The organism is Pollutimonas bauzanensis, assembly GCF_040393045.1.
GTDB lineage: Bacteria > Pseudomonadota > Gammaproteobacteria > Burkholderiales > Burkholderiaceae_B > Pollutimonas > Pollutimonas bauzanensis_A.
The window spans coordinates 15,413-41,656 of sequence record NZ_JBEBUX010000017.1; the positions used below are offsets into that span (position 1 = coordinate 15,413).

The 26,244-nt window shown below is 54.9% G+C and carries 20 protein-coding genes and 1 pseudogene; 3 read left to right on the forward strand and 18 right to left on the reverse strand.

Annotated elements, in window-relative coordinates; all coding sequences use genetic code 11:
• Nucleotides 1-24 precede the first annotated feature (24 nt).
• Nucleotides 25-3,483, forward strand: a complete 3,459-nt coding sequence (gene mfd, locus ABWO67_RS04515) for a transcription-repair coupling factor (protein WP_353148129.1) — start codon at nucleotides 25-27, stop codon at nucleotides 3,481-3,483.
• A gap of 175 nt (nucleotides 3,484-3,658) precedes the next feature.
• Entirely contained in the window at nucleotides 3,659-5,905 is a 2,247-nt protein-coding gene (locus ABWO67_RS04520; RefSeq protein ID WP_353148132.1) for a TonB-dependent receptor, read from the forward strand.
• A gap of 20 nt (nucleotides 5,906-5,925) precedes the next feature.
• Here the strand turns inward: ABWO67_RS04520 and serB are convergent, their stop codons facing one another.
• Nucleotides 5,926-6,777: a phosphoserine phosphatase SerB gene (gene serB / locus ABWO67_RS04525; protein WP_353148178.1), complete on the reverse strand. Its 852-nt coding sequence runs from the start codon at nucleotides 6,775-6,777 to the stop codon at nucleotides 5,926-5,928.
• Between the two features lie 221 nt (nucleotides 6,778-6,998).
• On the opposite strand from serB, the gene ABWO67_RS04530 reads away from it, so the two are divergent.
• Complete coding sequence (locus ABWO67_RS04530) at nucleotides 6,999-9,434, forward strand: DUF3772 domain-containing protein (protein ID WP_353148135.1); 2,436 nt, start codon at nucleotides 6,999-7,001, stop codon at nucleotides 9,432-9,434.
• Here the strand turns inward: ABWO67_RS04530 and ABWO67_RS04535 are convergent.
• From ABWO67_RS04535 to ABWO67_RS04615, 17 genes and pseudogenes are all read right to left on the reverse strand, one after another.
• Nucleotides 9,431-9,676: a DUF2818 family protein gene (locus ABWO67_RS04535; RefSeq protein WP_353148180.1), complete on the reverse strand. Its 246-nt coding sequence runs from the start codon at nucleotides 9,674-9,676 to the stop codon at nucleotides 9,431-9,433. The two genes, ABWO67_RS04530 and ABWO67_RS04535, sit on opposite strands and share 4 nt — an antisense overlap.
• Nucleotides 9,677-9,802: 126 nt before the next feature.
• Nucleotides 9,803-9,964, reverse strand: a pseudogene (locus tag ABWO67_RS04540) (DUF2818 family protein); the annotation flags it as partial.
• A gap of 8 nt (nucleotides 9,965-9,972) precedes the next feature.
• A complete protein-coding gene (gene nuoN / locus ABWO67_RS04545; protein WP_353148183.1) occupies nucleotides 9,973-11,460 on the reverse strand; it encodes an NADH-quinone oxidoreductase subunit NuoN in 1,488 nt (495 codons plus the stop codon).
• Nucleotides 11,461-11,469: 9 nt separating this feature from the next.
• Nucleotides 11,470-12,972 carry an NADH-quinone oxidoreductase subunit M gene (locus tag ABWO67_RS04550; protein ID WP_353148186.1) on the reverse strand — a complete coding sequence of 501 codons (1,503 nt, stop codon included), beginning with the start codon at nucleotides 12,970-12,972 and terminating at the stop codon, nucleotides 11,470-11,472.
• Nucleotides 12,969-14,972, reverse strand: coding sequence for an NADH-quinone oxidoreductase subunit L (nuoL, locus tag ABWO67_RS04555; RefSeq protein ID WP_353148138.1), 2,004 nt, complete (start codon nucleotides 14,970-14,972; stop codon nucleotides 12,969-12,971). Before nuoL ends, ABWO67_RS04550 begins: the two co-directional genes overlap by 4 nt.
• A 16-nt stretch (nucleotides 14,973-14,988) precedes the next feature.
• Nucleotides 14,989-15,297: an NADH-quinone oxidoreductase subunit NuoK gene (gene nuoK, locus ABWO67_RS04560; protein WP_353148140.1), complete on the reverse strand. Its 309-nt coding sequence runs from the start codon at nucleotides 15,295-15,297 to the stop codon at nucleotides 14,989-14,991.
• Complete coding sequence (locus ABWO67_RS04565; RefSeq protein ID WP_353148143.1) at nucleotides 15,294-15,935, reverse strand: NADH-quinone oxidoreductase subunit J; 642 nt, start codon at nucleotides 15,933-15,935, stop codon at nucleotides 15,294-15,296. Before ABWO67_RS04565 ends, nuoK begins: the two co-directional genes overlap by 4 nt.
• Before the next feature lie 18 nt (nucleotides 15,936-15,953).
• Entirely contained in the window at nucleotides 15,954-16,442 is a 489-nt protein-coding gene (gene nuoI / locus ABWO67_RS04570) for an NADH-quinone oxidoreductase subunit NuoI (RefSeq protein ID WP_353148146.1), read from the reverse strand.
• Between the two features lie 17 nt (nucleotides 16,443-16,459).
• Nucleotides 16,460-17,533: an NADH-quinone oxidoreductase subunit NuoH gene (gene nuoH, locus ABWO67_RS04575; RefSeq protein ID WP_353148149.1), complete on the reverse strand. Its 1,074-nt coding sequence runs from the start codon at nucleotides 17,531-17,533 to the stop codon at nucleotides 16,460-16,462.
• Nucleotides 17,533-19,860 (reverse strand): NADH-quinone oxidoreductase subunit NuoG, encoded by a 2,328-nt coding sequence (gene nuoG / locus ABWO67_RS04580; protein ID WP_353148152.1) that lies wholly within the window; start codon nucleotides 19,858-19,860, stop codon nucleotides 17,533-17,535. The genes nuoH and nuoG overlap by 1 nt, the downstream gene beginning before the upstream one ends.
• A gap of 15 nt (nucleotides 19,861-19,875) precedes the next feature.
• A complete protein-coding gene (nuoF, locus tag ABWO67_RS04585) occupies nucleotides 19,876-21,243 on the reverse strand; it encodes an NADH-quinone oxidoreductase subunit NuoF (RefSeq protein WP_353148155.1) in 1,368 nt (455 codons plus the stop codon).
• Nucleotides 21,240-21,734, reverse strand: coding sequence for an NADH-quinone oxidoreductase subunit NuoE (gene nuoE, locus ABWO67_RS04590; protein ID WP_353148158.1), 495 nt, complete (start codon nucleotides 21,732-21,734; stop codon nucleotides 21,240-21,242). The genes nuoF and nuoE overlap by 4 nt, the downstream gene beginning before the upstream one ends.
• A 35-nt stretch (nucleotides 21,735-21,769) precedes the next feature.
• A complete protein-coding gene (locus tag ABWO67_RS04595; RefSeq protein ID WP_353148161.1) occupies nucleotides 21,770-23,026 on the reverse strand; it encodes an NADH-quinone oxidoreductase subunit D in 1,257 nt (418 codons plus the stop codon).
• A 2-nt stretch (nucleotides 23,027-23,028) separates the two neighbouring features.
• Nucleotides 23,029-23,640: an NADH-quinone oxidoreductase subunit C gene (locus ABWO67_RS04600; RefSeq protein ID WP_353148164.1), complete on the reverse strand. Its 612-nt coding sequence runs from the start codon at nucleotides 23,638-23,640 to the stop codon at nucleotides 23,029-23,031.
• Between the two features lie 41 nt (nucleotides 23,641-23,681).
• Entirely contained in the window at nucleotides 23,682-24,158 is a 477-nt protein-coding gene (locus ABWO67_RS04605) for a NuoB/complex I 20 kDa subunit family protein (protein ID WP_102072153.1), read from the reverse strand.
• Nucleotides 24,159-24,316: 158 nt separating this feature from the next.
• Nucleotides 24,317-24,676, reverse strand: a complete 360-nt coding sequence (locus ABWO67_RS04610; RefSeq protein ID WP_353148169.1) for an NADH-quinone oxidoreductase subunit A — start codon at nucleotides 24,674-24,676, stop codon at nucleotides 24,317-24,319.
• Nucleotides 24,677-25,120: 444 nt separating this feature from the next.
• Nucleotides 25,121-26,221: a porin gene (locus ABWO67_RS04615; protein ID WP_353148172.1), complete on the reverse strand. Its 1,101-nt coding sequence runs from the start codon at nucleotides 26,219-26,221 to the stop codon at nucleotides 25,121-25,123.
• Between the last annotated feature and the right edge of the window lie 23 nt (nucleotides 26,222-26,244).

Below are 26,244 nucleotides of genomic sequence, written 5' to 3' on the forward strand. Positions count from 1 at the left end.
AGACATTTTATAATGACAAGCTACATGGTCATAGAAACAACCCCTCCCCCGTCCCTTTCCTCCACCAAACTCGTGCTCGCCGCATTGAAACCCGGGCAGCGTCATACGCAACCTTGCCCCCCGGGATCAGGCGACGCCTGGATGCTGGCCGACTTGGCGCGCGCGTCGCGACAGACTCTGGTCGTACTCTGCGCCGAGCCCCTGGCCGCCCAGCGCCTGGCCGAGGAAATTTTATTATTCGCGCCCGAATTGCGGGTGCGGCAATTGCCCGACTGGGAAACTCTGCCGTACGACAGCTTTTCGCCGCACCAGGATTTAATTTCGGAACGCCTGCGAACCCTGCACGCCCTGATGCAGGAAAGCGTCGACATCCTGACCGTGCCCATCACGACGGCGCTATACCGGATTGCGCCGCCTGAATTTCTTGCTGCCTATACGTTTTCGTTCAAGCAGGGGGACAAGCTGGACGAAGAAGGCCTGCGCCGCCAATTGACGATGGCAAACTACAGCCATGTCACCCAGGTAACTGCACCCGGCGAATTCAGCATACGCGGCGGACTGATCGATTTGTTCCCCATGGGTTCGATCGTACCCTATAGGCTCGACCTGTTCGATAACGAAATCGAATCCATACGCAGTTTTGACATTGACACCCAGCGCAGCCTGTATCCGGTCAAAGACGTCCAACTATTGCCGGGACGTGAATTCCCTATGGATGAAACTGCGCGCAATCAGTTTCGTGCGCGGTTTCGGGAGTTATTCGAAGGCGACCCGTCACGTGCGCTACCGTACAAAGACATCGGCAACGGCATCGCATTTGCCGGCATCGAATATTACCTGCCTCTGTTTTTTACACACACGGCAACCCTGTTCGACTACCTGCCCGAGAAATCGCTAACGGTTACGCTCGGTGATATTAATCAGGCCGTGCAGCGTTTTGCCAATGACACCCACAGCCGTTATCAGTTCCTGAAAAGTGATCGCGAGCGTCCGGTACTGCCGCCGGGACAGTTGTTCCTGAATGAAGAAGACCTGTTTCTGCAGCTCAAGCCATTTGCCAGGCTCGCGCTGACTAGCGACAGCGCCCACCCTGACTTCCAGGCGGCTCCTGCGGTAGCGGTTAACAGACGCGCGGAAGACCCTGTCGCCAATTTACGCGCGCTGTTGAATAAACACCAGGGGCGTATTGCGCTATGCGCCGATTCCGCCGGACGGCGTGAAACACTGCTGCAAATGCTGGAAGAGTTCGGCATAAAGCCAGATTTCGCGAACGAAACTCTGGAAGAGTTCCTTGCTTCGGAAAGCCGCTTTGCCTTGGTGACTGCACCGCTGTCCAATGGCTTTAGCTTGACGGATCCAGCGCTCACGCTGCTCACCGAAAACGATTTATATCCAAGCCAGGTCAGGCCTGCCCGTCGCGGCAAGCGCGCACAAGAACATGCCAGCGATGTGGAAGCCATGGTGCGCGATCTGTCGGAGTTGCGCGAAGGCGACCCTGTCGTCCATGCACAGCACGGCATCGGACGCTATCGCGGCCTGATCGACATGGACTTGGGCGAAGGCTTAATAGAACTGCTGCACCTGGAGTATGCCAACGGCAGCACCTTATACGTACCCGTGGCACAGTTGCATGTCATCGCCCGCTACAGCGGATCCGATCCGGAACACGCACCGTTGCATCAACTCGGCTCCGGTCAATGGGACAAGGCACGGCGCAAAGCGGCCAAGCAGGTCCGCGACGCAGCGGCCGAGTTACTGGCCTTGTATGCCATGCGCGCAGCGCGCGAAGGCTATCGATTCAAGCTTCCCGTCAACGACTATCAGGCATTTGCTGAAGGCTTCGGCTTCGAAGAAACGCCCGACCAGGCCGCCGCCATAGAAGCCGTTATCGGCGACATGACCTCGGGCCGCCCCATGGACAGGCTGGTGTGCGGCGACGTCGGCTTCGGCAAGACGGAAGTAGCGCTGCGCGCTGCTTTCCTTTCCGTGCTTAACGGTAAACAGGTAGCACTGCTCTGCCCTACCACCTTGCTGGCCGAACAACACGCACAGACCTTTTCCGACCGCTTCGCCGACTGGCCCGTCAAAGTCGTAGAACTATCCCGCTTTCGTTCAAGCAAGGAAGTCAGCGCCGCCATTCAAGGCCTGAACGACGGCCGAGTCGATATCGTCATCGGCACACATAAAATCTTATCCAAAGACGTGGTATTCAAGCGCCTGGGGCTGGTCATCATCGATGAAGAGCATCGTTTCGGCGTGCGCCAGAAAGAGGCACTGAAAACCTTGCGCGCCGAGGTCGACGTCCTGACGCTTACCGCTACGCCCATACCCCGCACGCTGGGCATGTCGCTGGAAGGCATACGCGACTTTTCCGTGATCGCCACGGCGCCGCAAAAGCGGCTGGCCATCAAAACGTTTGTACGGCGCGAAGACAAAAGCACGATACGCGAAGCCCTGCTGCGCGAACTCAAACGCGGCGGCCAGATCTACTTCCTGCACAACGAAGTCGACACCATCCAGAACCGGCGTGCCAGCCTGGAAGAGCTGGTGCCGGAAGCGCGCATCGCGGTTGCCCACGGGCAAATGCCCGAGCGCGAACTCGAAGAGGTCATGAAAGGTTTTTATCAGCAGCGCTATAACGTTCTGCTGTGCACGACGATCATCGAGACCGGCATCGATGTGCCCACGGCCAACACCATTGTCATTCACCGCGCCGATCGGCTGGGCCTGGCCCAGCTGCATCAATTGCGCGGCCGCGTCGGTCGTTCCCACCACCAGGCCTATGCCTACCTGATGACACCCGGCGAAGACGCCATCACCGCCAATGCAAAAAAGCGGCTGGAGGCCATTCAAGCCATGGAAGAATTAGGCGCCGGTTTTTTCCTGGCCATGCACGACCTGGAAATACGGGGAACTGGCGAAGTACTGGGCGAATCGCAATCCGGCAACATTCAGGAAATCGGCTTCTCGATGTATTCCGACATGCTCAATGCTGCGGTACGCGCCTTGAAGTCGGGCGAAGAGCCCGATCTGGATTCGCCCTTTTCAGCACTGTGCGAAGTCAACTTGCACGCTTCAGCCCTGCTGCCTTCCGATTATTGTCCCGATGTGCACGCACGGCTGGGTCTATACAAGAAGTTGGCACATGCCAAGCACGAGGATGACCTCATCCTGATCCAGGAAGAACTGATCGATCGCTATGGAAAATTGCCCGAAGCCGCGCAAACACTGCTGGCGACACATCGTCTGCGATTGAATGCCGAGCCTTTGGGCGTGATCAAGATCGATGCCAGCGAGGCGCAGGCGATGATCCAGTTTTCAGCCAAGCCCAATGTCGAGCCAATGCGCATTATCGAGCTGGTGCAGAAGCAGCGTGAAGTCAAACTCGCCGGGCAGGATAAGTTGAAAATCGACATCAAGAATGGACAAAAAGTCAGCGCCCGCATCGATGCGGTACGCATGGTACTGCGGGCGTTGGCCTGAACTTCTCTATCCGCTGGTTGACAACAGTAGGCCAACCGCCACAGATATCCACCGTTTTACTAGAACGCTGAATTATTTAATCCTTAATTCAGCGTTCGTTCAGCTTCTGCCCCTTAGAATTTTGACTTCTAATGACAATCATTCTCATTTATATTCAAACTCCTGGGAGAAGCTGTTGGTTAACAAGATTCCGTCACCGCATACCTTATTGCGCTCATCTCTCGCGTTGGCGCTAGTCGGTCCGGGCACATTTTTTACTACCAGCGTCCAGGCCCAAGCTGCCACAGACAACGCCACTACCCTCGCCCCAGTACGGGTCACAGGCACAGCAACTGACAATTCATATAACGTGCCCGATTCGGCTCAAACAAAGTTTACAGCCCCTCTGCTTGACACCCCAAAAACAATACAAATCATTCCCAAAGCCGTCATACAAGATAGCGCGGCGACTTCATTGCAAGATGTCCTGCGGAATACACCGGGCATTACTTTCGGAGCCGGAGAAGGCGGTCAACCTCTCGCCGACCGGCCGGTGATCCGCGGCAGTGCATCGGGTAATAATGTGTATGTCGATGGTGTACGCGACCCAGGCGGCCAGACACGCGAAATCTTCAACCTTGAAAGCGTCGAGGTTATCAAAGGCGCGGATTCAGCCTTTGGCGGCCGCGGCTCCGGTGGTGGCAGCATCAACCTGGTCAGCAAACGAGCTAAGTTGGGTAATTTCGCCGAAGGCAGCTTAGGGTATGGCAACGACGGGTACTTGCGCGGAACAGCCGACGGCAATTGGCAATTCAATGAGAGCTCCGCATTTCGCTTGAACGTACTGGAAGCCAAGGGAAACATACCTGGACGCAACCAAGTCGATTACAAGAAGTTCGGCATCGCGCCATCTCTGTCGCTAGGGATAGGCACCCCTACTCGCATAACGCTGAGCTATTATCATTTGAATACCGATGGAATGTCGGACTACGGCGTACCTCTGGCTGCGAAGATTCCCGGCTTGCACACGGATAGTGGTATTGCAGACGTAGACCGCGATACCTTCTATGGCTTATACGATCGCGACTACCAAAAAACCAAGGCTGATATAGGTACGATTGAAGTTGAACATGATTTCAATGACCGGCTTACGCTGCGCAACGCCACTCGTTATGGCGAAACGCTCAATGATTACGTCGTCACCAATCCAGGCGACGGAAAAGTTCTCTTCGATCCGCTAAGCAGTCAATACTGGATGCAGCGCGGCACCAAGTCGCGCTGGCAAAAAAGCACGATGTTGACCAATGTGACCGAACTGTATGGGCAACTGGATACCGGCAGTCTTAAACATCGCTTTAATTTTGGTGTGGAATTAACGCGCGAAACCAACAAGAATGCCAGCTACAGCGTAAAGACCTCGAACGGCACGGCATGTCCTACTGTTTATGGAGCAAGCCAGTTTGACTGCACCCCCTTCTATCAGCCCAACCCCAGCGACTCCTGGATGGGATCAGTCACACGCGGCCCTTTGAGCGTCGATTCAACATCGACCACACGCGCCGCCTATCTCTTCGATACTATCGAATTTTCCGAACAGTTCCAAGCCAATCTTGGTGTGCGCTTCGATAATTACCGCGTATCCGGAGGATTTTTACCGCGTGGCGCGACCGTATCGCAAAGTGAGAGCGGCGAGTGGAATATGTTCAATTACCAGTTAGGCTTGGTCTATAAACCCAGCAAGAACGGGAGCATCTACATTTCCTACGCAACTGCCTCCACGCCACCCAGCATAAGCGGCGGAGATCAGGAATCCATTTCGGCGGGAATGGGTGCGCTCGACCCTGAACAAAGCCGTACGATAGAACTGGGCACGAAATGGAACGTGCTCAATGATCGTTTAGGTTTGACAGCAGCCATTTTCCAGAATGAACGGCGCGATGCCCAAATCGAAGTGGATCAGGGTGTTTTCGCACAGGCCGGAAAGACCAGAGTGCAAGGCTTCGAATTGGGCATATCAGGGGAATTGACACCGCAATGGAATGTTTACGGCGGCTATTCCTATATGGACAGCGAACTCGTACAAGGCGCATATAGCAGTGTCAATGAAGGGGATCCGCTGGCAAATACCCCTAAGCACAGTTTCAGCTTATGGACGACCTACAAAGTATCTGCCCCATTGACCATCGGAGGAGGCGCCTATTATGTGGGCAAAACTTTCGGCGGAAATCAGGGTGGAGCAGGCGGCGGTACCAATGCAGTCTATATGCCTTCATACTGGCGATTCGATGCAATGGCGGCCTACCAGGTGAACAAAAACCTGGGCTTCCAACTTAATGCTCTCAATCTGACGGACAAAAGCTACTACACGCACACCAACGGCGTGCATCACGCCGACTTCGGTGCGGGCCGGCAGGTTATCTTGAGCGCCAACTTGAAGTACTAATCTAAAGACGGCATCTGCCGTCAATGGCTCAAGCGAAACCAATTCAAGATCGCGTCCAGCGGGCTGACATTCAGCGCAAAATTAGCCTGCTGGCGCACGACAGGCTTGGCACGATAAGCCACCGAAAACCGGGCCAACGCCATCATTTTCAAATCGTTGGCCCCATCTCCCACCGCGATTATCTGCTCTGCATCGGCCTCCAACTGTTCAGCCAAGGCCTGCAGACGGTCGGCCTTGCCTTGCGCATCCACGATTTCTCCGACCACCTTGCCCGTCAGTTTGCCGTTATTGACGTCCAGCACATTGGCATGCGCGACATCCAACCCCAACCGCTCTTTCAGACGCTCGGTAAAAAAGGTGAATCCCCCCGACACCAGCAAGGTTTTCAAGCCAGTCTTCCTGGCCACTGAAATCAGGTTCTCCGCGCCTGGATTAAGTCGCAAGCGCTCGTTATAGACTTGCTCCAAGGCCGTGACAGGCACGCCTTCCAGCAAAGCGACGCGTCGCGTCAAGCTTTCTGCGAAATCCGTGATTTCGCCCCGCATGGCCGCCTCGGTAATCGCCGATACTTCAGCTTTTCGCCCTGCCATATCGGCGATTTCGTCGATGCATTCAATATTGACCAACGTCGAATCCATGTCCATGGCCAGGATCTTGCAATCGCGCAGCCGTGCAATCTGTTCAAAAAAGGCGTAATCCATGCCGAACTCTGCGCAGCATGTCTCGACGGCGGCGCGTTCGGCGCTATCTACGTCAAGCAGGCGCACAGCTGTGCTGCCCAGTTCCTGAACTCCGCCCGCGTTCGCGATGGCGGCTACCTTTTCAATATTGGCAGCGACAAGATTTGGAGCTTGAAGAATAAGATGGGTCATAACCGTGTTTAATAAAATAGTGGATCGCCACGCATGAAACGAACAAGCCTGTCCCGGCTTGATGGAAATATAAATGTTGCCGGCCATTTTAACTGCTTACGAATCAGCCCCGATTCAGAGCCAATTCGGCGTTATGATTAGCGGCACAGTCATAGGCGCGTCTCGTAAATAACGTTGGAGCCGCCAATGGCTCCAACCGTGTTTTTTCTAAAATAGACCCGATGCCCTTGCTACATCGCCTGGACTACCCCACCCCGTATCACTCAGTCGGCTATTGGCTGCGCGCCTTGCTGCCACTCCTGGCGTTCGTGGCCTTGATGGCGCTTGCACCGGTCCGCGCCGCCGGCTCAGACACAAAAATCGACACCGATGTAGTCCTGGATACGGTACGCACGGAAATAGCCTCCCTGCAAAAAAAGCTCGCTGCATTTCCTAAAGAACCGCTGGATGACACGCAACTGGTGCAATTGCGCACCAAAGCGCTAGATGCCCAAGCCAAAGCTGAAGCCGCCGGAACCGCTATTGAGCCCGAACTGACAAGTGTACAGGCTCGCCTTGCAGAGTTGGGCACGCCTACCGACAGTGCGCCCGACGCGCCTGACATCGCGGTACAACGCAAACAGCTTACAAAAAGCAGCAGCACCCTGGATGCCCAGATAAAACTAGCGCGACTAATCAGCGTCGAGGCAGGGCAAGCAGCCGAGCAAATCCTGAAGTTCAGGCGCGCCCAGTTCCAGGAACAACTAGGCCAACGTACCTCTTCGATCCTGGTGCCCACGTTCTGGGAAGAATTAGCAGACGAATCCGAACGAGACCTGGAACGTCTGGAGCCTCTGCGCACTGAGCTGAACACCGCTTTTAAGGCTGGCGTAGGTGGTGTATGGCTCGTCGCACTGTTGGGCACGGCCCTGGTGATTGCGTTACGCTTGCTGGCTGGGCGCATCCTCTTCAAGATCAGTACGACGCGTGTAGCGCCGGGAAGACTACGCCGATCCCTATATGCTGTCTCGCGAGTCATTCTGGCCGCGGCTGTTCCAGCGCTCATCGCCCAAATCTTCAGCCTGGCGATAGGCTGGAACAGCGCGTTATCCGACACCATGGAATCAGTGCTGGACCAATTGGTCGGCATTGCCTGTTTTGGCGGTTTCGTAGCGGGTTTGGGCAATGCCTTGCTGGCGCCTGATCGGCCTTCGTGGCGCCTGCCATCCATGGACGATGCACAGGCACTGAAGCTACGCTGGTTTCCATTGCTCCTGGCAATCGTCCTCTGTGCTGACTGGGGCGCCCAACGGCTAGCCACTTTGATCAATGCCAGTCTTATCGTCACCGTGGCGATTGACTGCATCATGGCGCTGACGATAAGCCTTATGCTGGGCATGGCCATGCAACGAGCACGCCGCACGGCGATTGCAGCACAAGATACTGCTGCTAAAGGGACCCCGGCCCTGGCCTCGCCTTGGTTAAACCTGCTGCTGAATGTGATATGGGCGGCGATAACGGTCGCTATAGTCAGCCTGTTGCTGGGTTACGTCGCCCTGGGCAGCTTTATTACCAAGCAAGTGGTGTGGATAGGCCTCGTTGTTGGCACGACCTATCTGATCACTGGCCTGATAGAAGACGGGGGCAATAGCTTGCTGGCATCAGCCAAGCGCGCGGGCACAGACGACCACAATACGTCACCCATGTCGCGTGCCCGCAATCAGGCCATCGTGCTGCTGTCGGGCATTACACGCGTACTGGTCGTGCTCTTTGCCTTTATGCTGCTGCTATCGCCCTTCGGTGGCGGACCCACAGAATGGCTGCGGCAAATCGATCACCTGCATTCCGGCATTGCCATCGGCGAAATACAAGTCCGCCCTACTTCCGTTATCTTGGCGATCCTGGTTCTGCTGCTAGGCTTCGGAGCGGTCAAATTATTGCAACGCTGGCTGGCGGCTCAATACTTGCCGACAACTAGCCTAGATCCCGGCATGCGCCTTTCTGCCGCTACATTGTTTGGCTATGCCGGATATGTGATCGTGGCTTCGTTTTCGCTCTCGGCGGTCGGTATCGGCCTGGAGCGGGTGGCGTGGATCGCCAGCGCACTTTCTGTAGGGATAGGTTTTGGCTTGCAGGCAGTCGTCCAGAACTTTGTATCCGGCCTGATTTTGTTGGCGGAACGGCCGGTCAAAGTGGGTGACTGGGTATCGTTGGGCGGAGTCGAAGGCGACATTCGCCGCATTAATGTGCGTGCTACCGAAATCCAGATGAGTGATCGGTCTACCGTGATCGTGCCAAATTCGGAATTCATCACTAAAGTCGTGCGCAATGTCACCCATGGCTCACCTTTAGGACGGGTTCAAATAAAGCTGGCTTTGCCTATCGACACCCACGCAGAACGAGTGCATGACCTGATGCTGGCGGTTTTTCAGGAAAATGCCGAGATACTCGACGAACCCATGCCCGACGTCATGCTGGACGGCATAGATGCCACCGGTCTAATATTTAGCGCTACAGGCTATGTGGGTTCACCGCGATCCGCCTATCGGGTGCGCAGCGCCGTCTTGTTCGAAATACTGAAGCAACTGCACGAGGCCAAGCTGCCGTTGGTCAGCCCGCCTACGATGATATTGAAAGAATCAGCCCCCAGCCAACCCGGCCTGCCGACTAATGATTAATGCTTGCGACGACGCAGCAAATAGCGGTACACAAACCCCGGGTAACCCAGCACAACGAAAAGACTGAGCGTAATGGCATAAAACTCCCAGGTCTGGGTGAAACTGTTGCCGATATTGACTTCGAAAGCAAAGCCAAGGACGCCGACCAATGCGTAAAACACCAGCATTTCCAACAGTCGCACCAGGAAAGACTTTTCTATGACGCGAGTGCGATTGCGCCATCCGGGGTAGGTCAGCAACAAGGCCGCCACGAATGCAATACCGACTATCTTGAGCAGAAAGAACGCGACAGACGCCAAGTCCGATGCCACGACAAATGCGCCGCCAATAAGCCCAAAGGCGAAATAAGTCACACCCGCCAACAGGCACAGAAACAGCAAAGAAAATATCCACTGCATCCATGCCGGGGCAACGGGTTCGCCTTTTTGCGCCCAAGGCAAAACCAGAAAGGGGCGCTCAAGGACAAAAGGAAGATTAGCCGTTATCAGGGATAGCCCGATAAGAATCCAAACGGCAAATGACTGATTCATGTACTTCCTTAAAACTTCAAAGAACCTTCGATCACGCTGACACACAACGCCATCAGGCCGCCAGGCAGTATGCCAAGGACAATGATAAGCAAGCCATTGATCGACATCAGGCCGCTGGTGATCACGCCATTATTGATGGGCTCGACTTCGCCTTCAGGTTCGTCGAAGTAAGCCATTTTTACTACGCGCAAGTAATAGAAAGCGCCAATCAGCGAGAACATGACAGCTACCACAGCGATTGCAAGGTAGCCTGCCCCCACCAGAGCCTGCAATACCGCCAGCTTGGCATAGAAGCCAGCCATAGGCGGAATGCCGGTCAGCGAGAACATGGAAAGGAGCAAAATACCTGCCAGAATAGGATTGCGGCGGTTCAGCCCTTTCATGTCGGCGATTTCTTCGCACTCAAAGCCCTTGCGGCTTAACAAGAGTATGAGCCCGAAAGTGGACAATGTGGTCAAAACATAGATGACCATGTAGAACAGCGCCGAGCCGTAGGCGGCGCCGGTGGCTGCTGCCTGATCCTCGACCACGCCCGAGAGCAGCCCCAGAAATACAAAGCCCATATGCGAAATGGTCGAATACGCCAGCATGCGCTTGAAATTGGTTTGCGCAATGGCAGCGATATTACCGATGGCAAGCGAAAGCACCGCCAGCACCAGCAGCATAGGCTGCCAATCAATGGCTATGCCATGCAAGCCTTCGATCAGCAAGCGCAAAGTAATCGCAAATGCTGCCAGCTTGGGTGCGGCGCCCAATATCAGCGTGACGGAAGTAGGCGCTCCTTGGTAGACATCGGGTGTCCACATATGGAATGGCGCCGCCGCCAGCTTGAATGCCAGGCCGGCCACAATGAACACCACGCCAAAGACCAGAGGCAGGCGCTCTGCTTTGCCGCTGCCGATTACCTGCGCAATCTGCGTCAAATCGAGCTGGCCGGTCGCGCCGTAGATCATCGACATGCCATACAGCAGCACGCCGGAAGCCAAAGCGCCCAGGACGAAATACTTCATGGCCGCTTCAGTCGCCTTGATATCGTCGCGGCGCAAGGCCACCAACGCATACAGCGCGAAGGACATCAGTTCGACGCCGAGGTAAACGGTAAGCATGCTACCTGCGGAAATCATCACCATCTGGCCCAGCAGCGCGAACATCGCCAGCGAATACATTTCGCCGCCGCTCTTCATCATGTCGCGCTGTTCAGCATACTCCCTGCCGTAAATCAGCGTCGCGCCGACTGTCAGGTAGGAAAGCACCTTCAGGAAGTGAGATAACGAATCCACTACATACAGGCCGCCAAACGAGCTGCCCTGCACGCCTTCGTTCCATTGCCACAGCGACGTGGCGGTCAAGATCAACAGCGTGACGATACTGATCGAAAACGTGACATGACGCGATTCGGATTTGGCAAAGGCATCGATAAGCAGCGTCACTGCAGCCAAAATCAAAAGCAGAATCTCGGGCGTAGCCAAGGCGAAGTCAAAAGGATTTTGCATAATATTTCTGGTCTACAGTTTCGAGATAGAGACGTGCTGCAACAAGGCTTCCACCGACACGTGCATGACATCTGTAAACGGTTTGGGATAAATACCCATGAACAACACCGCGATCGCCATGATTCCCAAAATGAAGAATTCACGCGAACTCAGGTCGGTCATGGCGCGTACGTTGTCGTTGGCAATTTCGCCGAACGCCACGCGTTTGAGCATCCACAAGGAATAAGCGGCGCCCCAGATCAATGCCGATGCAGTCAACAAGCCTACCCAGAAGTTGTATTCGACAGCGCCCATGATGACCGTGAATTCACCCACGAATCCACTGGTCGCTGGCAACCCGGCGTTGGCCATGGAAAACAACACAAAGAAGGTGACAAAACGAGGCATCACATTGATTACGCCACCGTAGGCGTCGATGCGCCGAGTGTGCAGGCGATCGTACAGTACGCCAATACACAGGAACATCGCGCCCGACACAAAACCGTGCGAAATCATTTGCACGATCGCGCCTTCCAGGCCTGCCGTATTGAATACGAAGAAACCCAATGTCACGAAACCCATGTGGGCTACCGATGAATAGGCCACCAGCTTTTTCATGTCATCCTGGATGATCGCAACCAAACCGATATAAATAACGGCGATCAGCGACAAGGCAATCATCATGCCGGCCAGGCTTTGCGACGCGTCCGGCGCGATAGGAAGCGAAAAACGCAGGAAACCGTAAGCCCCCAACTTAAGCATGATGGCCGCCAGTACCACCGAACCACCGGTAGGCGCTTCGACGTGGGCATCCGGCAACCAAGTATGCACCGGCCACATCGGCACTTTGACAGCGAAAGCAGCCAGGAAGGCGACGAAAACGAAGATCTGAGGCGTATAGCCCAGCTTCAAGTCATGCCAAGTCTGGATATCGAACGAACCACCTGAGGCATGCCACAGATAGATGAAAGCTACTAGCGTGAGCAAGGAGCCCATCAGGGTATACAGAAAGAACTTGAACGCTGCATAGACCCGGTTAGGCCCACCCCACACGCCGATAATCAAATACATCGGTATCAGGGTAGCTTCGAAGAAGACATAGAACAGCATGCCGTCCAACGATGCGAATACACCGACCATCAAGCCCGACAAAATCAGGAAAGACGCCATGTATTGCGCAACGCGGCTGGTAATGACTTGCCAGCCGGCCAATACGACGATGACCGTAATAAAAGCCGTCAACAGAACAAACCAGATGGAGATACCATCGATGCCCAAGTGGTAGTTCACTGCAAAGGTTTCGATCCAGCTGGTCTTTTCAACGAACTGCATGTCGGCTGTATTGGGATTAAAGCCCATATACAACGGCAAGGTAACCAGGAAGCCGGCAACCGACCCGATCAGGGCCAACACCCGCGTAAAACCTGGCCGATCGTCGCGACCCAGCAGCAGCACAATCAGGCCCGCAATGATCGGTACAAAAATTGCCAGTGTTAACCAGGGAAAAGTAGAAGACGCCATATCGCTAGCCATCAGTGAACCGTCAGCACAAAAAAGGTTAATAAAGCCATGATCCCGATGATCATCGCGAAGGCATAGTGATAGATATAGCCAGACTGCAGATGCTTGCTGACAGCCGCCACCCAGCCCACCACGCGGGCGCTGCCGTTAACCAGCACACCATCGATCAAGCCTCGGTCGCCCGCCTGCCACAAACCATGCCCCAGGCAACGCACACCCCGGGAGATGACTTGCTCGTTGAACCAATCGGCATAGTACTTGTTGTCGAGTACACGATTGATCACCGACAGCTTGCTGTGTATTGCCGCAGGGACTTTGGGGTTGATGACGTAGCAGTACCAGGCAACGACCAGGCCTGCTATCACTAGCCAGAACGGCAAGGTAACAAAGCCGTGCAACGCGAACGCAACCCAGTCGTGCCAGTGTCCGGCCAGGTCTGCCATGGCGGGATGCGCAGGCAATACCGTGATGACGCCCTTAAAGAAGTCGCCGAAGAGCAAGGGGTCGATAAACCAGGCGCCTGCAATAACCGAAGGTATCGCCAACAGCACCAATGGCAGAGTCACGACCCACGGTGATTCGTGCGGCGTACCGCCATGATGCTCGTCGTGGCCGTCATGGTCATGGCCGGCATGTGCGTCGGTATTGAAACGCTCTTTACCGTGGAACACCAGGAAATAAACTCGGAACGAATACAAGGAGGTGACGAATACGCCGGTCAGGGTCGCGTAATAAGCGAAACTTGCGCCCCACACATTGGCCGCCCCGGCCGCTTCGATAATGTGCTCTTTGGAATAGAAGCCTGCGAAGAACGGTGTACCGACCAGTGCCAATGTACCGATCAGGAAGGTAATCCAGGTAATGGGCATGTACTTGCGCAGCCCGCCCATATTGCGGATGTCCTGGTCGTGGTGCATGCCGATAATGACCGAACCGGCGCCCAGGAACAACAAGGCCTTGAAGAACGCGTGCGTCATCAGGTGGAAAATCGCCACCGAATAGGCCGAAGCGCCCAACGCCACTGTCATGTAGCCCAGTTGGGACAGCGTGGAATAGGCAATAACGCGCTTGATATCGGTTTGCACTATACCCAGGATACCCAGGAACAAGGCGCCGATAGCCCCAATGACTATCATCACCGAAAGCACGGTCGTCGACTGTTCAAATATGGGCGAAAAGCGCGCCACCATGAAAATACCGGCAGTCACCATCGTTGCCGCGTGGATCAAGGCCGAAATAGGCGTAGGGCCTTCCATGGAATCAGGCAACCAGGTATGCAAAGGCACTTGTGCCGATTTACCCGCCGCCCCGATAAACAGGGAAATACAAGCCACCGTCAGCAATTGCCAATCGGTACCAGGAAAAGTCATGCCAGCCAATTTATCGGACTGCGAGAAGATCTCGGCATAATGCATGCTACCGGCGTAGGCAAACAACAGGCCTATTCCCAGCACGAAACCGAAGTCGCCTACACGGTTGACCAGAAAGGCCTTCATGTTGGCAAATATTGCAGTAGGACGCTTGTACCAGAAGCCGATCAACAGGTAGGAAACCAGCCCCACCGCTTCCCAGCCAAAGAACAACTGCACCATGTTGTTGGCCATGACCAAAAACAGCATGGAAAACGTAAACAACGAGATATAGGAAAAGAAACGCTGATAGCCGGGATCATCGACCATATAACCTATGGTGTAGATATGCACCATCAGCGAAACGCCGGTGACCACCACCATCATCAGGGCCGACAGCGAATCGATCAGGAAGCCCAGTTCAAGCTTGGTCGTGCCGATGACACTCCAGGTATAAAGCACACCGTCGTAGGTATGGCCGTCTAGCACCTGGAACAGGACAATGACAGACCCTATAAACGAAATCAGCACGCCCGCGATAGTGATCAGATGCGACGCTCGCCGGCCGATGAAGCTGCCCAGAAACCCCGTGCCGAACAACCCGACGATCAGGGCGCCAGCCAGCGGAGCTAATGCGATTAATAAATAAAGACTTGGTGAATTCATAGTATGTGCAATCCCATCAACCCTTGAGCTGGTCAAGTTCTTCAACGTTGATCGTATTCAGGTTGCGGAACAGCAACACCAAAATCGCCAGGCCGATAGCGGCTTCAGCGGCAGCCACCGTAAGAATGAAAAAGACGAAGACCTGACCGGCGGTATCACCGAACCAGGTCGAGAACGCCACGAAATTCATGTTGGCTGCCAACAGCATCAGCTCGATGGACATCAACAAGATAAGCAGGTTACGGCGGTTCAGGAAAAAACCGAAGATCCCCGTGGCGAACAGAATGGCGCCAAGTATCAGGTAGTGGGCAAGAGTCAATGTCATTTTTTGTCCCCTTGGGCTTGACTGGCATCCGTAGCCGTAGAAGGCAATTCGGTTTGCGAGGGAATGCTAACCATGCGTACACGATCTTTGGCGCGTACCCGGACTTGCGCCGACGGATCGGTGCGCTTGTAATCGGCGCGCCGGCGCATGGTCAGGGCGATAGCGGAAACCATGCCAACCAACAGGATCACACCGCCAACCTGCACGGCAAATACATAGTCGGTGTACATGGCCACGCCCAATGCGTGCGTATTGTTGTAGTCATCGGCGACTGGTGCCTGAGGACCGGCCTCGAACCAGGTCTTGGCAAGGACGAACGCCATCTCCAGCACCATGATAAGGCCGATAATCAAGCCCATTGGCAAATAGGTTTTCATGCCTGCGCGCAATGCGTCAGTGCGGACGTCGAGCATCATGACCACGAACAGGAACAGAACCATGACTGCGCCAACATAGACGACCACCAGCAACAACGAGACGAACTCGGCCCCCAGCAGCATCCATATCATTGAGGCCGTAAAAAACGTCAGGATCAGGTGCAGCACGCCGACAACCGGGCTGCTGGCCGTAATGACGCGAAACGCGGCGACGATCATCACCAGCGCTAACAAATAAAACAGGACAGTAGTAAAAATCATAAGTGTCAGGTCCCGGCATCAACGATAAGGGGCGTCTTCGGAACGACGACGTGCAATTTCAGGCTCGTAGCGATCACCGATAGCCAACAACATATCTTTGGTGTAGTACAGATCGCCGCGTTTTTCCCCGTGGTATTCAGAGATATGCGTTTCGACGATGGAGTCCACCGGACAGCTTTCCTCACAGAAGCCGCAAAATATGCATTTGGCCAAGTCGATATCGTAACGAGTGGTGCGGCGGGTGCCGTCATCGCGCTCTTCCGATTCAATGGAAATCGCCAGTGCCGGGCAAACTGCTTCGCACAGTTTGCATGCGATGCAGCGCTCTTCCCCATTCGGGTAGCGACGCAAAGCATGAAGCCCGCGAAAGCGCGGCGAGGCCGGCGTTTTCTCTTGGGGATAACGCAAAGTAACCTTGCGCTTGAAGAAATACTTGCCGGTCAGGCGCATACCCTGCAACATTTCGGTCAGCATCAGGCTGCCGAAGAAATCTTTAATAGCTTGCATAATCTAGCCCCTGTGTCCTATTGCCATATATTCCAGGGCGTTTTCATCCAGATCATCACCACCAGCAACCATATGCCGGTAAATGGAATGAATACTTTCCAGCCCAAACGCATAATTTGATCGTAGCGATAACGCGGGAATGTCGCACGGAACCACACAAACATCGAAACCACCACAAAGGTTTTCAGCCCCAGCCACAGCCATCCTGGGATCCAGGTAAGCGGTGCGATTTCCAAAGGAGGCATCCAGCCGCCCAGGAACATGATGGAAGCCATTGCCGACAGCAGAATCATGTTGGCATATTCGCCCAGGAAGAACAGCGCAAACCCCATGCCCGAATATTCGACCATGTGACCGGCCACGATTTCCGATTCGCCTTCGACGACGTCAAACGGGTGGCGGTTGGTTTCTGCTACAGCCGATACCACGTAGATAACAAACAGTGGCAGCAACGGCAACCAGTTCCAGGACATGAAGTTGATGCCTTTATCAGCGAACCAACCCGCGCCCTGCCCGTTGACAATACCGCTAAGGTTAAGCGTACCCGACACCAGCAAAACTGTGATGAACACAAAACCGATGGCCAACTCGTACGACACCATTTGCGCTGCACCGCGCAGTGCACCCAGCAACGCATACTTGGAGTTGGACGCCCAGCCAGCAACGATGACGCCGTATACACCTAGCGATGTAATCGCCATGACATACAACAAGCCGGCATTCACGTTGGCCAGAACGATTTCAGGGCCGAAAGGAATGACAGCCCAGGCTGCCAATGCGGGCATCAGGGTAACGACTGGCGCCAGCACGAACAAGACCTTATTGGACTTGGCCGGCATGATCACTTCTTTGGTAAGAAGTTTGAATACGTCAGCAAAGGGCTGCAACAAGCCCCGGTAACCCACCCGGTTCGGTCCTCGGCGCGCGTGCATCGCACCGATCATTTTGCGTTCCCAATAAGTCAGGTAGGCAACACACAAAATAATAGGTACTGCGATTACGACAATCTTGATCAGCAACCACACTACATACCAAGCTTCTGGACCGATAAGATCAGTGCCGAAAGTCTTTATGAATTCAAACCACTCCATTAGGCACGCTCCACCGTAAGTTGGCCAAAGCCGCTACCCAGCGCCAGCGTTTCATTGAACGCAGTGGCGATCCGCACACATCCATGCGCTACAGTATCGTCAAGCAATGACGCCAGGGTTGCCTGGCCTTGCGCTGAACCAATACGTACGGCGTCGCCCGATTCCAGGCCCAGGCCGGCAAGCGTGCTTGCCGACATGCGGGCGCGAGGCGACTGCGAAGCAGACGTTTCTTGTAAGGGCTGCGACCTGCGCACCAGGGCATCGCTACGATAGATCGGCACATCAGCAACGCGCTCCAGCCCTTGCGACGCCACTGTCAGACCTATGCCTGCTGTGATGTCGTTGGACAAGCGTCCGTCAATGCCGCCTACCATGACCGTATCGCGCACCGACTCGGAGGTTTCATCATCAAAACCTTGCAACTGGAAGAGATTGCCCAAAACGCGCAAAACCTTCCAGCCCGGGCGCGTATCGGCAAACGGCGCGGCGGCGCCCTTGAAGCTTTGAGCGCGACCTTCCGCGTTGACAAAGGTGCCGGACGTTTCGGTAAACGGCGAAATTGGGAGCATGACATCGGCCCAGTCCTGGGCTGCCGACTTGAAGGAAGTCAGCGCGACGGCAAAACCGGAGCCTTTTAGCGATTCAAGCGCACGCGCACCGTTATCGCTGTCCAGGGCCGGCTCGGCATGCAACACCAGATAAGCTTTCAGTGGCTGGCTAAGCATTTGCTCGGCGGTCAAGCCGCCTTGGCCAGGTATGGCGCCGGCCAGGTAGCCACCGACAGTATTGGCGCCCGGGGTAAGAAAGCCGAACTTCGCGCCAACTGCTTTGGCCAGCGCTGCAGCATTGGCGGCAATCAAACTGGCCTGGCCGGAGGCTACAGCCATGTTGCCCAGCATCACTGCCACGCGCTCACCGGACAACAGGCTTGCAGCAATTTGTTGAGCGGCCGGTGAAGCCTCTACCGAGGCAAAGGCTTCTGGAACCGGTAAAGATTTGGCGTTACTCAGCGCGACCAGGACTTCAGCCAATGCGTTGGGCAATACGCTTGGCGCAACCGTCATGCGCCCAGCTACCGGAAATAGCGGATCTTCAGCAGCCGAATCAATGAATGAAATTTGAGTACCGTGCTTGGCGGCCTGGCGCAGGCGCTGCGCCATCAGGGGATGGTCTTTGCGGATGAATGAGCCGACCACCAGCACACGGTCCAATTGACCGAGCTCGGCAACCGGCATGCCCAGCCATGGTATTCCTGCGATCGCCTGATCGAATGCAGGATCGATAGTGCGCAAGCGGAAATCCACGTTTTCCGAACCCAGGGCACGCATCAGGCGCGCCAGCAAGGCAAGCTCTTCGGTGGTGGCGCCATGGCTGCCGATACCGCCGATCTGCCCCGCGCCGAATTGCTCGCGGACATTATTGAAACCATGCACCACAACTTGGAGCGCATCGCTCCAGGAAGCCTCGCGCCATTGGCCGTCTTCACCCTTGATCATAGGATGGGCCAGGCGGTCTGCGGTATACAAGCCTTCATATGAAAAGCGGTCACGGTCGCTGATCCAGCACTCGTTGACCTCTTCATTTTCGAAAGGCACCACGCGCAAAACACGATCCATCTTGGCTTGCACCACGAGGTTGGCACCCAGGCTATCGTGCGGACTGACCGTACGACGTCGAGCCATTTCCCAGGTACGGGCGGTGAACTTGAAGGGCTTGGAGAGCAAGGCGCCCACCGGGCAGATGTCGATCATGTTGCCCGACAGCTCAGACTCTACGGCCTGGCCCACGAAGGTGGTGATCTCGGAAAACTCGCCACGGTTGACCATGCCGATTTCCATCACACCACCGATCTCCTGGCCAAAACGCACGCAACGTGTGCAATGGATGCAGCGTTGCATGGCGTCGGTGGAAATGAGCGGGCCCATGGATTTGCCGACCACAACCCGTTTTTCTTCCTGGTAGCGCGAAGCCGAAGCGCCGTAGCCTACGGCCAGATCCTGGAGCTGACACTCACCACCCTGGTCGCACACAGGGCAATCCAGAGGGTGATTGATCAACAGGAATTCCATGACGCTTTTTTGGGCGGCAACGGCTTTTTCGGAGCGCGTATGGACCACCATGCCATTGGTGACGGGAGTGGCACAGGCAGGCAATGCCTTAGGTGCTTTTTCGACGTCTACCAGGCACATGCGGCAATTGGCCGCGATGGAGAGTTTCTTGTGATAGCAGAAATGCGGCACGTAAACCCCAAGCTTATGCGCGGCCTGTATGACCATGCTGCCTTCGGGAGCTTCTACTTTAATGCCGTCGATGGTGAGTTCAACCATTAGCGTGTCCTGACCCTACAAATATTTGGGCACCACACAGCGTTTATGCTCGATGTGGTGTGCGAACTCGTCGCGGAAATGCTTGATAAAGCTGCGTACCGGCATGGCGGCAGCATCGCCCAGCGCACAAATCGTGCGGCCCATGATGTTATAGGCAACCGAATCCAGAACATCCAGGTCTTCCGGACGACCCTGGCCGTTTTCGATACGTTCTACGATGCGATACAACCAGCCAGTGCCCTCGCGGCAAGGCGTACATTGGCCGCAGCTTTCTTCGAAATAAAAATAAGACAAGCGCATCAGCGACTTGACCATGCAACGGGTTTCGTCCATCACGATGACGGCGCCAGAACCCAGCATGGAGCCGGCCTTGGCGATGGAATCGTAATCCATCGTGGTTTGCATCATGATGTCGGCTGGCAGTACTGGCGCACTGGAGCCGCCAGGGATCACAGCCTTCAATTTACGACCGCCGCGCATCCCGCCAGCCAGCTCCAGCAATTTGCTGAAAGGCGTGCCCAGGGGAATTTCATAGTTGCCGGGCAGTTCGACGTCGCCGGAAACCGAAAACAGCTTGGTGCCGCCATTGTTGGGCAAGCCGATTTCCAGGTATTCCTCGGCGCTGTTGCGAAATATCCAAGGCACCGCCGCAAAGGTTTCGGTGTTATTGATGGTGGTGGGTTTGCCATACAAGCCAAAGCTGGCGGGGAAAGGCGGCTTGAAGCGCGGCTGCCCCTTCTTGCCTTCCAGCGATTCCAGCAAGGCTGTTTCTTCGCCGCAAATGTAAGCGCCATAGCCGTGGAACGCGTGCAGTTGGAAATTGAATTCCGAACCCAGTATTTTGTCACCCAGGAAACCTGCGGCGCGAGCCTGTTCCAGTGCTTCCTCGAAACGGCTATACACGTCGAAAATTTCGCCGTGGATGTAGTTATAGCCAACGGTGATGCCCATTGCATATGCGGCAATGGCCATGCCTTCGATCACGATATGCGGATTAAAGCGCAGGATATCGCGGTCTTTGAAAGTGCCAGGCTCGCCTTCGTCAGAATTGCACACCAGGTATTTTTGGCCTGGCAAAGTACGCGGCATGAAGCTCCACTTCAAACCGGTTGGGAAGCCCGCACCGCCACGTCCACGCAGGCCTGAGGCCTTGACGGTGGCAATGACCTCGTCAGGCGTCATGCCCGTGGTCAAAATTTTGCGCAAGGCCTCGTAACCACCACGCTTGACGTAATCTTCAAGGCCCCAATTATCACCGTCCAGGCCCGCGATAATCTGCGGACTCAGGTGACGATCGTGGAAGATCATGCTGGTCGACAGGTCGCTGGCCGGATTCGGCGTCAGGCCTTGGGAAAACTGCTGCAATAGACCCGGCGCGTTCATGCCGATTCCCCGTGCTGTTTAAGTTCTTCAATCATGGCATCGATTTTTTCGGACGACATACGTACGCACATGTGCTTGTTGTTCATGAGCATGACCGGCGAATCGCCACAGGCACCCATGCACTCGCCTTCCGCCAGCGTAAACATGCCGTCGGGCGTGGTTTCGTGAAAGCCGATACCCAGCTTTTCTTTCAGGTAATCGGCCGCCTTGACCCCGTCGCGCAAGGCACAGGGCAGATTGGTGCATACCGTGATCTTGAAACGGCCGGTCGGATGCATGTTGAACATGTTGTAGAAAGTCGCGACCTCTTGCACCGCAATTGGCGGAACCTGCAGGTACTTGGCGACGTCGTTGACGACTTCCGTCGATACCCAACCTTTTTCATCTTGGGCGATAGTCAGTGCGGCCATTATGGCCGACTGTTTCTGATCGCCGGGGAACTTGGCGAGTTCCCGGTCGATTTTTTGATACGCTTGTTCAGAAAGCAGCATAGTTTGAATCCGGTATTTACCTTGGCTAACGCCGGTTAACGGTCGATTTCGCCAAACACAATGTCTTGAGTACCAATAATGGTAACGGCGTCGGCAATCATGTGGCCGCGCGACATTTCGTCTAGGAACTGCAAGTGCGCAAAGCCTGGCGCACGAATTTTCATGCGATAAGGCTTATTGGCGCCATCTGACACCATATAGATGCCGAACTCGCCCTTGGGATGCTCGACGGCGGCATAAGTTTCGCCAGCCGGTACGTGCATGCCTTCGGTAAAGAGCTTGAAATGGTGAATAAGGTCTTCCATGCCGGTTTTCATACGCTCGCGCGAAGGCGGCGCAACTTTGTGGTTGTCCACAATGACAGGACCGGGGTTGTTGCGCAGCCATTCCACGCACTGACGGATGATACGGTTACTTTCACGCATTTCGCCGATACGCACCAGATAGCGGTCGTAGCAGTCGCCATTCACGCCCACGGGAATATCGAAATCCAGGCGGTCGTAAACTTCGTAAGGCTGCATTTTACGCAAATCCCATTCCACGCCCGAGCCGCGCAGCATGGGACCGGTAAAGCCCAACGCTTTGGCACGATCGGGAGAGACCACGCCGACATCGACCAGGCGCTGCTTCCAGATACGGTTATCGGTCAGCAAGGTTTCGTATTCGTCGACGCAAGCAGGGAATCGATTGGTGAAGTCTTCGATAAAGTCCAGCAGCGAACCCGAGCGCGCGTCGTTCATCAGGCGCATTTCTTTTTCGCCACGATATTTGCTGGATTCGCCGTACTGGGGCATGGAATCAGGCAAGTCGCGGTACACGCCGCCCGGGCGGTAGTAGGCCGCGTGCATGCGTGCGCCCGACACCGCTTCGTAGCAATCCATCAAGTCTTCGCGTTCGCGGAACGCATACAAGAAGACCGCCATGGCGCCCACGTCAAGCGCATGCGAGCCCAACGACATGAGGTGATTCAGCACACGCGTGATCTCGTCGAACATGACGCGAATGTATTGCGCACGCAAAGGCACTTTGATGCCAACCAGGTTCTCGATCGCCATGACATACGCGTGTTCATTGCACATCATGGACACGTAGTCCAGGCGATCCATGTAAGGCAGTGCCTGCAAATAGGTTTTATGCTCGGCCAGCTTTTCTGTGGCTCGGTGCAACAAACCAATATGCGGATCGGCCCGTTGGATGACCTCGCCGTCCAGTTCCAGCACCAGGCGTAAAACGCCGTGAGCGGCCGGATGCTGAGGCCCGAAATTCAGTGTGTAGTTTTTAATGTCAGCCATAATTAGCGCCCTGCTCCGTAGCCTTTTTCACGCACGACGCGCGGAGTGATCTCGCGCGGCTCGATCGTAACGGGCTGGTAAATGACCCGTTGCTGTTCCGTGTCGTAGCGCATTTCAACATTACCGGACAAGGGAAAATCTTTGCGGAATGGATGACCGATAAAGCCGTAATCGGTAAGGATGCGACGCAGGTCGGGATGCCCTTCAAATACGATGCCATACAGGTCGAACGCTTCGCGCTCGTACCAATTGGCCGCAGGCCATACTTCGACCAGCGTGGGCAATACCGGAAATTCATCATTGGGAACATACGCACGGATACGCAAGCGCCAGTTGTGCTTGACCGACAGCAAATGCACCACCACAGCAAAACGCTGCGCATGCAAACCGGGCTCGACCGCAAATGTGGGAGCCCCCCATGCGGAATAATCAATTCCGCACAGGTCGATACACGTATCAAAGCCCAGCAGCGCGTTATCGCGCAAGGCGGTACAGGTATCGACCCAGTCCTTTGCTGGAACTTCGAGAGTAAGTTCATTCAGGGCCAACTTCAGCGAAGCATTTTCGCCAAAAGTAGCCAGTAAATTAGTTTGTAGCGTTTCGAGCCGAGTCATATTTCAAGCAGTTCAACGTTAAGGGTGACAGCCAAGCCGGCTTAGCGCGCGATGGTGTTCGTCAAACGAATCTTGTTCTGCATTTGCAACAAGCCATACACCAGTGCTTCGGCCGTAGGAGGGCACCCCGGCACGTATACATCGACAGGCACAATTCGGTCACAGCCGCGCACCACCGAATATGAATAGTGGTAATAGCCGCCACCGTTGGCACAGGAGCCCATGGAAACCACCCAGCGCGGCTCAGCCATTTGGTCGTACACCTTGCGCAGGGCGGGCGCCATTTTGTTGCACAGGGTGCCGGCCACGATCATCAAATCGGACTGGCGCGGGCTGGGGCGAAAAATAATACCGAACTGATCGAGGTCGTAACGAGCCGCCCCTGCGTGCATCATTTCGACCGCGCAACAGGCCAGGCCGAATGTCATGGGCCATAAAGAACCCGTTTTGGCCCAGTTCAGAAACTTGTCTGCGCTGGTGGTTACAAAACCTTCTTTCATAATGCCGTCGATAGCCATAATTTGCCTCTAATACCGAGCTGTCTTGATGCCAGGTTGCCGGACTTTTGCGGCGCCGCCGCCAAATCCAACGAATATTCTTGTGCCGAATTGCCGGATTACGCGCCTGGCGTCAAAGCCAGTCCGGCATACATCGACTGGGCCTGTGCCCAATCGATTTATTCCCAATCGAGTGCGCCTTTTTTCCACTCGTAGATAAAACCCACGGTGAGAATGGCCAGAAATACGATAGCCGTCCAGAAGCCGACCATGCCAATTTCACCATTGGCAATTGCCCACGGGAACAGGAAGGCGATTTCCAGGTCGAACATGATGAACAGGATCGCAACCAAGTAATAGCGCACATCGAACTTCATGCGCGAATCGCCAAAGGCTTCGAAACCGCACTCGTAAGGCGAGAGCTTTTCGGCATAAGGGCGATGGGGACCAAGCAGGCGTCCTGCGCCCAGCAGAGCGAAACCGATGACGGTCGCAAAGATAATAAACAGCAGGACGGGAAAGTATTCTTGCAGATTCATGCCAAGTAACCAATCACGATAAGTAAACCCTCGGATTGTAGCATTTTGAGAGCGTCATTCCGCTTAAGACCGCAAGCCTGAAACATGTTGATGACGCAGATCAAGCTCAAGAACCACAATAGCCATCACGAAGCCCCTGCGCAACGGCCTAAAGCTGCACAAACGGTGTGCAGCCAGACATATGCAGCGATGCGTTTGCACAACACATACGGCTCCATACGGCCTACCCAGCACCGACAAAAACGAACAACAAAGGCGTTAAAAATAACCGGGACGACAAAGACAACACTGCCAAATCCGATCGACACCAAGCCAAGCTAGTCGTGAAATACAAAAAGCCACTCCGAAGAGTGGCTTTTTGCTGCAAGCTTGCGCTTGCTTCAGTTCTGTTAGCTGCCCGGCAAGCCGGACTGCTACGGCGCATAGACTAGCTATGCATTCCGATTAGAACTGGTGACGCAGACCAACACCGACCAGAGTCGATTTTGCATCATCCAGGAAGTATGCGTTCTTAGCATACGAACCGATGGCGTAAACGTTGGTGCGCTTGGACAGACCGTATGTGTAACCCAAGCTGTAGATCTGGGTCTTTTCCAGATCGCCAACCAATGCATCTGGGTTGCTACGTGGGTCAGCCATCTGCCAGGAAGCCAGCAGCTTGCCGTTACCGATAGGTGCGCTCAGGCCAGCCATGTAGGAATTAACCTTCAAGCCATCCAGGTTCAAGCCAGTGAAAGGATTTGCACCCAGTTCGTCGGAGATACCTGTGGAGAACAAGCCGTTACGTGTTTGACCAAAAGCCAAGTGAGCTTTCACGACTTCGAAGTCGTACGCGCCACCGATGTTCCACTGTTTGATAGTAACGTCGTCAGCTTTAACTTTGGATTGGTCGTACGACAGCGCAACAGCGATAGGGCCGTTAGCGTAACGAATACCGGTGGTGATGCCACGGTTGTTTTCGTCGTTAGGATTTGCAACACCGGGAACGTCGATATCCCAACCTTGGCCGCCGTTTGTATTGAACGAGTAGCCAACGCCGAACTGGAAGCCGGAGAAGTTAGGGGTTTGATACATAACCATGTTGTCCCAACGCACGGTGTTGACCGAGCTGAAGGTTGTACCAAGGTTAGCCTGGTTGAAACCCAGAGCGAACGGATCGATGGCGCCGAAGTACTTGGAACCGATGTTGGTTTGACGACCTAGATCCAATTGACCCCAGGAATCGCCAGCCAAGCCCAAAGTAGCTTGACGACCGAACAGACGACCACCTTGGGCGCTGTTACCAGTACCCAGATCAAAGCCGCTTTCCAATTGGAATACAGCGCGCAGGCCGTTACCCAGATCTTCGGAACCTTTCAGGCCCCAACGATTGCCGGACTGAATGCCGTTGATCATGCCAGTTTTCTTGGCAGTTGCATCACCAACTTCAAGTTTTTGGTAGCCAATACCACCGTCCAGGATACCGTACAAAGTAACCGATGTTTCGGCTTGTGCAACACCGAAGAAGCCGACTGTTAGAGCAGCAGCGAGCAGAGTCTTTTTCATGTAAGAAATCTCCGTAGATTTGA